Source organism: Cellulomonas sp. JH27-2 (assembly GCF_014837175.1).
Classification (GTDB): domain Bacteria; phylum Actinomycetota; class Actinomycetes; order Actinomycetales; family Cellulomonadaceae; genus Cellulomonas.
Map to the genome: position 1 here is coordinate 729,298 of NZ_JACYFR010000002.1, position 11,778 is coordinate 741,075.

The following is an 11,778-nucleotide window of genomic DNA, read 5'->3' on the forward strand; positions in this document are numbered from 1 at the left end:
CATCTTGCGCAGCAATGTACGGATATGTACGGTGATGGCCGCACCCCGGACGCGCGCCGCGCGCCTGGCCTCACTCGCTCCCTCACCGACGACGGTGAGGTGGCACGTCGGACAGAGAGGTCCGCACCGTGAGTCGACACGGCCCTGCCATCCCCCTGCACACCCCTGCCGGATCCCCCGGAACCCGCCCGCTGCGCGCAGCGGCGGCTGCGGTCGCCGCCGCGGCGCTCGTCGGGACCGCGCTCGTCGCGATCACGTCCGGCGCCAGCCCTGCGCACGCCGCCGCTCCCCTGTCCCTGTCCCCCGTCGGCATCCCCGGCCGGGGTGCGACCGTCCCCTTCGTCGAGCAGGAGGCCGAGGACGCCGCCACGAACGGGACGATCATCGGCCCCAACCGCCTGTACGGGACTCTCCCGTCGGAGGCCTCCGGCCGCCGGGCCGTCACGCTCGACGCCGTCGGCGAGTACGTCGAGTTCACGCTGACCAAGCCGGCCAACTCGGTCGACTTCCGCTACTCGCTGCCGGACAACGCCGCCGGCACGGGCCGCGACGCGACCGCCGCGGTGCTCGTCAACGGCACCAAGGTCAAGGACCTGCCCGTCACCTCGCGGTACGGCTGGTACTACGGCGGGTACCCGTTCAACAACAACCCAGGCGACACCAACCCGCACCACTTCTACGACGAGGCGCGGATGATGTTCGGCTCGACGCTGGCGGCGGGCACCAAGGTGCGCTTCCAGGTGTCATCGACCGCCCAGTCGCCCACGTTCACCGTCGACCTCGCCGACTTCGAGCAGGTCGCGGCAGCCATCGGGCAACCCAGCGGCTCGCTCAACGTCGTCACGGACTTCGGCGCCGACCCGACGGGCGCCGCCGACGCGACGCAGGCGATCCAGAACGCCATCAACGCCGGCTCGTCGCAGGGCAAGGCCGTCTACGTCCCTCAGGGCCGGTTCAAGGTGACCAGCCACCTGATCGTCGACAAGGTCACGCTCACCGGCGCCGGACAGTGGTACTCCGAGCTGACCGGCGCGGGCGTCGGCATCTACGGCAAGTACGTCAACCAGGGCGGTCCCAGCACCAACGTCACCGTCAGCAACCTGGCGGTGCTCGGCGAGGTCAAGGAGCGCAACGACAACGACCAGGTCAACGCGTTCGGCGGGGCGATGAGCAGCTCGACCATCGACTCGGTGTGGATGCAGCACACCAAGGTGGGCGCCTGGATGGACGGCCCGATGGACAAGCTGACCATCAAGAACAGCCGGATCCTGGACCAGACGGCCGACGGCATCAACTTCCACCAGGGCGTCACCAACTCGGTGGCGACCAACAACTTCATCCGGAACACGGGCGACGACGGCATCGCCGAGTGGGCCGAGTCGCCCGAGCGGAACAACTCGTTCACGTTCAACACGGTCATCCTGCCGATCCTCGCCAACAACATCGCGATCTACGGCGGCACGGACATCACCGTCAGCGACAACGTCGTGGCCGACACCATCAGCAACGGTGGCGGCATCCACATCGCCAACCGCTACCCGGGCGTCCAGGGCGCCGCGGCGATCGGCGGGACCATCACGGTGGCCCGCGACACGTTCATCCGGGCGGGCAACTCCGACTACAACTGGCAGTTCGGCGTCGGGGCCCTGTGGTTCTCCGCACTCAACGAACCCATGAACGCGACGATCAACGTGACCGACGCGAACATCCTGGACAGCTCCTACGCCGCGATCATGTTCATCGAGGGCTCCACCAAGACGGTGAACTTCAAGAACGTCCTCATCGACGGTGCGGGCACCTTCGCGATCCAGGCGCAGGCCGCCTTCGTCGCGAACTTCGAGAACGTGGTGGCCAAGAACATCGGGTACTCCAACCCGCTGTACTCCTGCCAGGGCTCGGTGAACACCGGGATCAACCTGGTGGGCAGCGGGAACTTCGGGTTCTACGCGGACCCGTCGTATTGCGGACCGTGGCCGACGCCCGTCTACCCGGGCGGCATCACCAACCCCACGGGCAGCCCGACGACGACGCCGACGACCCCGCCGGCGACGCCCACCCCCACCCCGACGCCCACCGTCACGCCGACCCAGCCGGCCTGCACGGTCGGCACCGGTGACCTGGCCCGGGGCAAGAGCGCCACGGCGACGAGCACCACGCAGAGCTACGGCGCAGGCAACGTGGTCGACGGCAACGCGAACACCTACTGGGAGAGCGCCAACAACGCGTTCCCGCAGTCGGTGACCGTGGACCTGTGCGCCACGGCGTCGGTCCAGCGCGTCGAGCTCGCACTGCCCTCGTCGTGGGGTCAGCGCAACCAGACGCTGACGCTGCAGGGGTCCACGGACGGGTCGTCGTGGAGCACCCTCGCGGCGTCGAAGTCGTACTCGTTCGACCCCGCGTCGAGCAACCGGGTCGTCATCCCCGTCAGCGGGAACGCCCGCTACGTCCGGGCGACGGTCACGGCCAACACGGGCTGGCCTGCCGGGCAGCTCTCGTCGCTCGAGGTGTACGGCACGGGCAGCACGGCGACGCCCACCCCGACGCCCACGCCGACGACGACCCCGACGACGACCCCGACCACGCCTGCCACGGTGAACCTGGCGGCGGGCAAGCAGGTGAGCGGCGCCAACGCGGACGTGTACGTGGCGTCCAACGTCGTCGACGGGAATGCGAACACGTACTGGGAGAGCCCCAACAACGCGTTCCCGCAGACGCTGACCGTCGACCTGGGTGCCGCCCAGACGGTGGGACGCATCGTGCTCAAGCTCCCGCCTGCTGCGGCGTGGGCCACCCGGACGCAGACCCTGTCCGTGCTGGGCAGCACGGACAACGCCACGTGGAGCACGCTCAAGGCGTCGGCGGGCTACACGTTCAACCCGTCGTCGGGCAACACCGTGACCATCGCGGTGACGCCGTCGTCCAAGCGCTACGTGCGCCTGACGTTCACGGGCAACACGGGCTGGCCCGCCGGCCAGCTGTCCGAGTACGAGGTGTACTCGGGCTGACGCCGGCGACCGGCAGATCCAGCGGCAGGGCCGTCCCATCCGGGGCGGTCCTGCCGTGCGCCCAGGACCGTAGGCGCCGGCGCGGCCCGGCGCCTACGGTCGTGTGGGTGCCGTCTGCCAGGATCGACACCCGGACGACGACGCCTCGCAGATGGAGCACCGATGAGCCCCACCCCCCGCACCGACCCGACGGCCGACGCGCACGACGTGATCCGGGTGCGGGGTGCCCGCGAGAACAACCTGCAGGACGTCACGCTCGAGATCCCGAAGCGCCGCGTCACGGTGTTCACCGGCGTCTCCGGGTCGGGCAAGAGCTCGCTGGTGTTCGGCACGATCGCCGCGGAGTCGCAGCGCCTGATCAACGAGACGTACAGCGCGTTCCTGCAGGCGTTCATGCCGTCGCAGAACCGCCCCGACGTCGACGTCCTGGAGGGCCTGACGACGGCCATCGTGGTGGACCAGGAGCGGATGGGCAGCAACCCGCGCTCGACCGTCGGGACCGTCACGGACGCCAACGCCATGCTGCGCATCCTGTTCAGCCGCCTGGGGCAGCCGCACATCGGCTCGGCGCAGGCGTTCTCGTTCAACGTCGCCTCGATCAGCGGTGCGGGTGCCGTCACGATCGAGAAGGCCGGCGGGACGACGAAGGAGCGGCGCAGCTTCACCGTCACGGGCGGCATGTGCCCGCGCTGCGAGGGCACGGGAGCCGTCCAGGACTTCGACCTGACCGAGCTGTACGACGACCGACTGTCGATCAACGACGGCGCGCTACGCATCCCGGGTTACAGCATGGACGGCTGGTACGGGCGCATCTTCCGCGGTTGCGGGTTCTTCGACGCGGACAAGCCGATCCGCGAGTTCACGAAGCGTGAGCTCGACGCCCTGCTGCGCAAGGAGCCCACCAAGATCAAGGTCGAGGGCATCAACGTCACGTACGAGGGCCTGATCCCCAAGATCACCAAGTCGATGCTGTCCAAGGACCGCGAGTCGATGCAGCCGCACATCCGCGCGTTCGTCGACCGGGTGATCACGTTCTCGACCTGCCCCGAGTGCGACGGGACCCGCCTGAACGAGGGTGCGCGGTCGTCGCGGATCGACGGCGTCAACATCGCCGAGGCGTGCTCCATGCAGATCAGCGACCTGGCCCAGTGGGTGGGCGGCCTGTCCGACCAGTCCGTCGCGCCGCTGCTCGCCAACCTGCGCCAGGTGCTCGACTCGTTCGTCGAGATCGGGCTCGGCTACCTGAGCCTGGACCGCCCGTCGGGCACGTTGTCCGGCGGCGAGTCCCAGCGCGTCAAGATGATCCGGCACCTGGGCTCGGCGCTCACCGACATCACGTACGTGTTCGACGAGCCGACGATCGGCCTGCACCCGCACGACATCGAGCGCATGAACGGCCTGCTGCTGCAGCTGCGCGACAAGGGCAACACGGTGCTCGTCATCGAGCACAAGCCGGAGACGATCGCGATCGGCGAGCACGTCGTGGACCTCGGCCCCGGTGCAGGCACGGCCGGCGGGCACGTCGTGTTCGAAGGGACGGTCGACGAGCTGCGGGCGAGCGACACCCTCACAGGGCGCCACCTCGACGACCGAGCGACGCTCAAGCCGTCGGTCCGCACGCGGACGGGCGTGCTCGAGGTGCGCGGGGCCGACGCGCACAACCTGCAGGACGTGGACGTGGACGTCCCGCTCGGCGTGCTCGTCGTGGTCACGGGCGTCGCGGGATCGGGCAAGAGCTCGCTGATCCACGGCTCGGTGGCGAAGGGTGACGGCGTGATCTCCGTCGACCAGTCGGCCATCCGCGGCTCCCGGCGCAGCAACCCCGCGACGTACACCGGACTGCTCGAGCCGGTCCGCAAGGCGTTTGCCAAGGCCAACGGCGTCAAGCCCGCACTCTTCAGTGCCAACTCCGAGGGCGCGTGCCCCACGTGCAACGGCGCCGGGGTGATCTACACCGACCTCGCGATGATGGCCGGGGTCGCCTCCGTCTGCGAGAGCTGCGAGGGCCGCCGCTTCCAGGACGCGGTCCTCGAGTACCGGCTCGGAGGGCTGAACATCGCCGAGGTCCTCGACCTGCCCGTCGACGACGCGGTCGCGTTCTTCGCCGACGGCGAGGCGAAGACACCCGCCGCACACAAGGTCCTGACGCACCTGTCCGAGGTCGGGCTCGGGTACGTGCGGCTCGGCCAACCGCTGCCGACGCTGTCCGGCGGGGAGCGCCAGCGCCTCAAGCTCGCCACGCACATGGGCGACAAGGGCGGCACGTACGTGCTCGACGAGCCGACGACCGGTCTGCACCTGGCGGACGTCGAGCAGCTGCTCGGCCTCCTCGACCGGCTCGTGGACGCGGGCAAGTCCGTTGTCGTCATCGAGCACCACCAGGCGGTCATGGCGCACGCCGACTGGATCATCGACCTGGGTCCTGGCGCCGGCCACGACGGCGGTCGCGTCGTGTTCGAGGGCACGCCCGCGCAGCTCGTCGCCGACCGCTCCACGCTCACCGGGCAGCACCTGGCGGCCTACGTGGGCGCCTGACCGTGCAGGTCGTCCCGCTGACCCCGGCCGGGCTGGTCGAGCACGTCGTCGCCGAGGTCCTGCGCCGGCCGCGCCACGAGCGCGTCCGCGTCCTCGTCGACGGCGCACCGGCGACCGACCCGGGCGCGTTGGCGGATGCCTTCGTCGAGCCGTTGCGGGCCGCCGGTCGGCCGGTGGTCCGCGTCTCGGCCGGCGACTTCCTGCGCCCCGCGTCCGTGCGCCTCGAGCACGGACGCCACGACGCGCTGGCGTACCTCGAGGACTGGCTCGACGAGCGGGCGCTCGACCGCGAGGTGCTGCGGCCGCTGGGTCCGGACGGTGTCGGCCTGTACCTGCCGACGCTCTGGGACGCCGTCAATGATCGCGCCACCCGGGCGCGGTACCTCGACGCGGCACCCGATGCCGTGCTGGTACTCGACGGGTCGATGCTGCTGGGTCGAGGACTGCCCGTCGACCTGTCCGTCCACCTGACGACGCGGGCCGACACGCTCGCCCGCCGCACCCCGGCCGACGAGCACTGGACCCTGGAGGCATACGCGCTCTACGAGGAGCGCGCCGACCCGACGCGCACCGCCGACCTCGTGGCGCGTGTCGACGATCCGCGCCACCCCGCGATCGTCACGTGAGCTGACCGGAGACCGTCATCAGGAGTCCGAGCACGACGAAGAACGCACCGATGTAGGCGAGGAACCCCGCGCACGTCACCAGGGTCCGTGCGACCCGCTGGGGCCAGGGCGGCACAGGCGCCAGACGCATCCGCGCACGAAGTCGCGGCGAGACCGCCTCCGGGTGCACGCGGTGCAGCGCGAGGACCGCGGACCGCACCGCCTCCGGCACGTCGTCCTGCCCCGAGCGTGTGAGCAGGACCCAGTGACCGTCCGCGTCGCGCAGCCGGAGGACGAACAGGTCCCCGCCGCGTCCGAGGACGCGGAACCCGCCGGCGCGCACCAGCTCGTGCAGCTCGACGCACCGGGTGCCCAGGACGGTCGGCGCCACCAGCACGCCGTCGTCGATCACGGACCACCGCGGGGAACCGATCGGCAGGAGCAGGAACGGCCACGCGGCCGCGAGCGCGACCGACGCGAGGAACGCGGCCCCCGGAATCGGGTGCGTCGACAGTCCACCCTCGTCGAGCGGAGCGCTGCCCCACCACGACTCGGTCAGGCGGCAGAGCACCACCAGCGCAGGTCCGACGACCAGCAGCACGCGACCCAGCAGGATCCACGGCGACCACCACGACGGGGCCGGCGCGCGCGGTGCCCGGACGCGGCGCGGCTCGGTGCTCACCGGCTCACCGTAGATCAGGTCACGACGTGTCCGGAGCACGAGCTGTCCGAACCACCAGGCAGAGTAGGGGCGTGGATGTCGAGCGGCTGACCGACGCGTCGCGGCTGCGCAGCCGCGCAACGGTGCTGCACGCCGACGCCGACTCGTTCTTCGCCGCCGTCGAGCAGCGCGACAAGCCGTCGCTGCGCGGCAAGCCCGTGCTCGTCGGCGGGACGGGGCCGCGTGGCGTCGTGTCGACGGCGTCCTACGAGGCGCGCCGGGCGGGTGCGCACTCCGCGATGTCCATGAGCCGTGCGCGACGCCTCGTCCCGGCCGCCGCCGTCCTGTACCCGCGGTTCGGCGCGTACAGCGCGGCCTCGCAGCTCATCATGGTCGAGCTGGCCGGGCTGTCCGAGCTGATCGAGCAGGTCAGCATCGACGAGGCGTACGTCGACCTGGACGCGGGGCCGTACGGCGACGACCCGGAACGCGCCGCCGCGGGCGTCCGGGCGCGCATCCGGGAACGCACCGGCCTCGCCGTCTCGGTCGGCCTGGGGCGGACCAAGCTGATCGCCAAGCTCGCCTCCGACGCGGGCAAGCCCGACGGGCTCTTGCTGGTGCCACCACAGGACGAGGACGACTTCCTGCTCCCCCTCTCTGCGCGGGCCGTGCCCGGCATCGGGCCGGCCACCATGGCCGCGCTCGAACGCCTCGACGTGCGCACGGTGGCCGACCTGCGCCGGCAACCGCTCGACGTCCTGACCATGACGATCGGCGAGTCCGCAGGGACGAACCTGTTCCGGCTCGCACGCGGCTTCGACCCGCGACCGGTCGCACCGGGCGGGGAGCGCAAGTCCGTGGGCGCGGAGCGGACGTTCGGCGCCGACATCTTCGGCGCCGACGCCATCACGTCCGCGGTCGAGGCCGTGGCCGACGAGGCGCTGCGCCGGCTCACCGCGCACGGCGGCGGCGCGCGGACCGTCGTCGCCAAGGTCCGTTTCACCGACTTCACCACGGTCACGCGCTCGGTCACGCTCCCCCAGCCCAGCGCCGACCCGAGCCTGCTGCGCGCCGCCGCGCAGCAGGCTGCCCGCGCCGCCGGCATCACCGACGCGGTCCGACTGCTCGGCGTCTCGTTCCACAACCTGTCCGCGCACGCCCAGCTCACGTTCCCCTGGGACGACGAACCGGACCACCTCGTCGTCGACGAGCCCGAGGCCCAGCCCGACGACCAGCCGGCCGAGCAGAACCTCGACACCGCGCGCACACCGCAGTTCGGTCGCCTGCTGGACGAGCACAACGCCCGTCCGGGTCTCGACGTCGAGCACGCCGAACGTGGCCTCGGCTGGGTCGTGCACGTGCGGGGACGCACCGCAACGGTCCGGTTCGAGACGGCCGGCTCGGCGCCGGCGCGATCGCAGGTCCTGGACCTCGACGCCGACCCCTTGGTGCTCGCCGCGCCGTGGGAGCGTGTCTGAGCGCGCCGCTCAGGCAGGCGCGCGTTCACCCGATCCACGCGCGACGATCGTCGTCGGCAGCACCACCGTGCGCTCGCCGGACGGGGCCTCGTCCAGGCACAGGAGGCGACGGGCGGCGAGCCGCCCCATCTCGGCCGGGTCGTGCGAGACGGTCGTGACGCCCAGGACGTCGGCGAGCTCGAAGTCGTCGAAGCCGACCAGCGCGGTGCGTGCGCCGCGCTCAGCGATGGCCTGCACGGCGCCCACCGCGATGCGGTTGTTCCCCGCGACCAGTGCCGTCGGGGCGTCGGGGCCGTCGAGCAGGGCGAGCACCGCGTCACGGCTGGAGTCCACGTCGTGCGAGCCGAGCCGCACCACGGGCTCGAGCCCGTCGACGGCAAGCGCGTCCTCGTACCCGCGGCGCCTCTCCTGGTGCGTGGACAGCCGGCCGTAGTCGCCGACGAAGGCGATCCGGCGATGGCCGGCGGCGAGCAGGTGCCGCGTGGCCGCGAACGCGCCGCCGTGGTTGTCGAGCACGAACGCGTCGGCGTCCACACCCACCGGTGGCCGGTCGACGAAGACCACCGCGATCCCCCGCTCGACCAGCAGCCGCAGGTTCTCGTGCGACGCGCACGTCGAGGCGATGACCACGCCGCGGACCCGTCGGGCGTAGAGCTCGTCGACCAGCTCGCGCTCGACCTGCGGGTCCTCGTCGGAGCTCGCCAGGGTGAGATGGCCCCCGCAGCCGCGGACCTCCCGCTCGACGCCCTGGGCGAGCGCCGAGTAGAAGGGGTTGGTCAGGTCGCCGGTGATCATGCCGACGGCCGTCGTCGAGATCCCGCGCTTGAGCATGCTCGCGGCCGGGTTCAGCCGGAAACCGAGCACGTCCGCCGCTCCCGCGACCCTCGAGCGGGTCGCCTCGGCGACGTTCTTCTCGCCGTTGAGCGCGCGCGAGGCAGTCTTGAGGCTGACGCCCGCCGCCTGCGCGACGTCCGCGAGCGTGGGCATCGGTACGGCGGACCGGGGGACGTCGGTCGTGCTCATCGCGCTCCCCTCGTCGGGCCGCGTCAGGACGACGACGTGGCGACGCAGATCGTAGCGACCTAGTGCACCCGGACGGAGGCCACGATCTGGAAGTGGTCCGACGGCGCTTTCTTCGCGTCCGTCGCGCGCACCGCGTACCGCAGGACGCTGGAACGGGAGTCGACGAGCACGTGGTCCAGATGGCGCCCCGAGCTCGCGGGGGCGGAGAACCCGTGGAACGACGAGACGTCGGCGTCGAGGCGCGTCGGTGCGACCATCTCGGCGCTGACGAACCCGCCCTTGGCGAGGACGTCGATGGGGGTCACCGCCGCGCGGTTGGCGTAGCTGTTGAGGTCTCCGAGCACGATGACCGGCGCGTGGTGCGTGTTGTGCTTCTTGATGCTCGACAGAAGCTTCTTGGCCTCGTTCGCGCGCAGCCTCTGCACGCGCGGGTCGCGCGACGACTCGGCCCCCGCATACGCGACGAGGTGGGCGTTGGTGACGAAGACGAGACGCCCGCTGCGCTTCTCCTTCAGCGTCGCCCAGGAGGCGTACCGCTTCGGGTTGCCCGTGGATACCTTCTGCACGCCGCACGCCACCACGGTGAACTTCGACCTGCGGTACAGGATCGGCTCGCTCGTCGTCGTGCACGGCTTCGAGCTCTTCGGATGACGCGCCACCGACAGCTTGGCGACCTTCGCCACCTTCACCACCGGTCGAGCACCGTCGAACTTCTTCCACGGCGTCTCCTGCAGCCCGACGATGTCGAGCCCGCGCAGCGCCTTGGCGGCGACCGTGTACCGCTTCTCCCAGCTGCGGTGCTCGGCGTCCGTCTCGCTCGGCTTGAGCAGGTTGTAGGACGACACCTTCGCGGTGAACGAGGCCTTCTTGCTCGTCTTCCCGGGCAGCAGCGTCGTGGCGATGGCCTTCGACGTGGTGTGCGTCTGCCCGTACCGGGTGGCGACGACCTTGAGGTAGAACACCGCGCCGAGACCGGCCTTCTTGCGGTTCACACCCGTCAGCGTCGCCTGGGCCTTCGTGCTCGTCGTCGTCCACGTGGCCTTCGACCTCGGCGTCTTCATGAGCGCGATCGTGTAGCCCGACGCGTTCGTGGCCGCGGGCCAGCGCACCGTCATCGAGTCCGTGGACACCGGCTCGGCGAACGGCTCGCCGACCTTGCCGAGCACCTTCAGCGGTGTGGTCACGCTGCCGACGACGGCGGGAGCGCTGAGCCCGTGGCGTTGCGGGACGACGCGCACGAAGTACGTCTGCCCGTCACGTACGGCGGCTGTCAGCGTCGGCTTGTCGACGACCGCCGTCTTCACGAGCTTGGTGAACTTCTGGTCGGTCGCGACCTGGACGGCGTAGTACTCGGCACGCGCCGACGCCGGCCAGGCGACCGTGAAACCGGCCGTGTCGACGCGTCGCACCTGGGGCCGCGACGTGTCGCCCGGCGCCTGCCAGGTGGTGCGAGCACTGACGCTCGCGGACGGCAGACCGCGGTTGGGGCCCGAGACCGCCACGACGCGCACGTGGTACCGGGTGTGCTCGTCGATGCCCTTCTTCACCGTGACCGACGTCCCGCTCAGGCGCTGCGAGCGCCAGGCGACGTGCGTGAACGCCTTGTCGGTCGCCACGGTGACGACGTACCCGCGGGCCTTCTCCACCGGCGCCCACGCCACCCGGAACGAGTGGTGGCTCACGTCGCTCGTGCGCAGGGAGGTCGACGTGCCCAGGGGGTGCGTCGCCGAGGACGTCGTCGCCACCACGAACCCCATGACGACGAGGGCGACCGCCACAGCGAGCAGGCGCAGCACGATCCGGACCGGCAGGCTGTGCGCGCGGCGCGCTCCAGCACGGGGCGTGGTCGGCATGCGGTCGGGATCCTTCGGGTGGCGCGTTCATCTGTGCTCCGCCCCGGTGCTACCCGGGAGCGGCGATGCACAGTACGCACGCGACCCTGTGATCGAAGAATCCTTCGCCCGGCGCGTCGCGGATACACCCGGCCGGCGCGTCGGGCGAGTCGAGAGCCTCAGCCGGCGGCGCGGCTGCGCCGCGCGTTCTCCTTCTCGATCGCCTCGACGAGCTCGGCCTTGCTCATCCGCGAACGGCCCACGATCTCGAGCTCACGCGCGACGCCGTACAGGTGCGCCTTGCTCGCGTTGGCGTCCACACCCTCCGCGGTCGGCGCCGTCGACCCGTACCCCTCTTCAGCACGCTGGTCCGACGGGCCGTTCTCCGCCTTGGGCCGCCAGCGGTCCCCGACCTTCTCGTGCGTGTGCTTGAGCGCGGCGAACGCCACGCGGTGGGCCGCCTCCTCGTCGCCGTCGTACTGCTCGATCGCCGCGTCGTACGCGTGCGCGTACGTCCGCTGCGCCTTCGCGTCCGAGCGCTGCAGCGTCGCCGGGATCTCGCTCTGCTTGGCCGCACCGGACCTGCTCGTCTTGGGCATCCGACCGCTCCTCTCGCACGACGACCTGCCGACGATCGTC

The 11,778-nt window shown here is 71.2% G+C and carries 8 protein-coding genes; 4 read left to right on the forward strand and 4 right to left on the reverse strand.

Annotated features, from left to right (window positions below):
* Window positions 1–128: 128 nt before the first annotated feature.
* The 3 genes from IC607_RS08325 to IC607_RS08335 all read left to right on the forward strand — a co-directional run bounded on the left by IC607_RS08325 (window position 129) and on the right by IC607_RS08335 (window position 6,166).
* Entirely contained in the window at window positions 129–3,005 is a 2,877-nt protein-coding gene (locus tag IC607_RS08325) for a discoidin domain-containing protein (RefSeq protein WP_370526090.1), read from the forward strand.
* Window positions 3,006–3,167: 162 nt separating this feature from the next.
* Window positions 3,168–5,540 (forward strand): excinuclease ABC subunit UvrA, encoded by a 2,373-nt coding sequence (locus IC607_RS08330; protein WP_191786860.1) that lies wholly within the window; start codon window positions 3,168–3,170, stop codon window positions 5,538–5,540.
* 2 nt (window positions 5,541–5,542) lie between these two features.
* Entirely contained in the window at window positions 5,543–6,166 is a 624-nt protein-coding gene (locus IC607_RS08335; RefSeq protein WP_191786861.1) for a uridine kinase, read from the forward strand.
* On the opposite strand, the gene IC607_RS08340 is transcribed toward IC607_RS08335, so the two are convergent.
* Entirely contained in the window at window positions 6,159–6,827 is a 669-nt protein-coding gene (locus IC607_RS08340; RefSeq protein WP_191786862.1) for a hypothetical protein, read from the reverse strand. The genes IC607_RS08335 and IC607_RS08340 overlap by 8 nt on opposite strands.
* A gap of 71 nt (window positions 6,828–6,898) precedes the next feature.
* Between IC607_RS08340 and IC607_RS08345 the strand changes: the two genes are divergently transcribed.
* Window positions 6,899–8,284 (forward strand): DNA polymerase IV, encoded by a 1,386-nt coding sequence (locus IC607_RS08345; protein ID WP_191786863.1) that lies wholly within the window; start codon window positions 6,899–6,901, stop codon window positions 8,282–8,284.
* Between the two features lie 9 nt (window positions 8,285–8,293).
* Here IC607_RS08345 and IC607_RS08350 read toward each other — a convergent pair whose 3' ends face one another.
* From IC607_RS08350 to IC607_RS08360, 3 genes are all read right to left on the reverse strand, one after another.
* Window positions 8,294–9,307 (reverse strand): LacI family DNA-binding transcriptional regulator, encoded by a 1,014-nt coding sequence (locus IC607_RS08350; protein ID WP_191786864.1) that lies wholly within the window; start codon window positions 9,305–9,307, stop codon window positions 8,294–8,296.
* 59 nt (window positions 9,308–9,366) lie between these two features.
* Window positions 9,367–11,160 carry a fibronectin type III domain-containing protein gene (locus tag IC607_RS08355; protein ID WP_191786865.1) on the reverse strand — a complete coding sequence of 598 codons (1,794 nt, stop codon included), beginning with the start codon at window positions 11,158–11,160 and terminating at the stop codon, window positions 9,367–9,369.
* 158 nt (window positions 11,161–11,318) lie between these two features.
* On the reverse strand, window positions 11,319–11,738 hold the full coding sequence (locus IC607_RS08360) for a ChaB family protein (RefSeq protein ID WP_191786866.1): 420 nt from the start codon (window positions 11,736–11,738) through the stop codon (window positions 11,319–11,321).
* Between the last annotated feature and the right edge of the window lie 40 nt (window positions 11,739–11,778).

What these genes read in the sequence shown, in the direction of transcription:
- IC607_RS08330 (WP_191786860.1), top strand. Translation starts at nt 3,168, where the DNA reads ATGAGCCCCACCCCCCGCACCGACCCGACGGCCGACGCGCACGACGTG.
- IC607_RS08350 (WP_191786864.1), bottom strand. Translation starts at nt 9,307, where the DNA reads ATGAGCACGACCGACGTCCCCCGGTCCGCCGTACCGATGCCCACGCTC.
- IC607_RS08355 (WP_191786865.1), bottom strand. Translation starts at nt 11,160, where the DNA reads ATGCCGACCACGCCCCGTGCTGGAGCGCGCCGCGCGCACAGCCTGCCG.
- IC607_RS08360 (WP_191786866.1), bottom strand. Translation starts at nt 11,738, where the DNA reads ATGCCCAAGACGAGCAGGTCCGGTGCGGCCAAGCAGAGCGAGATCCCG.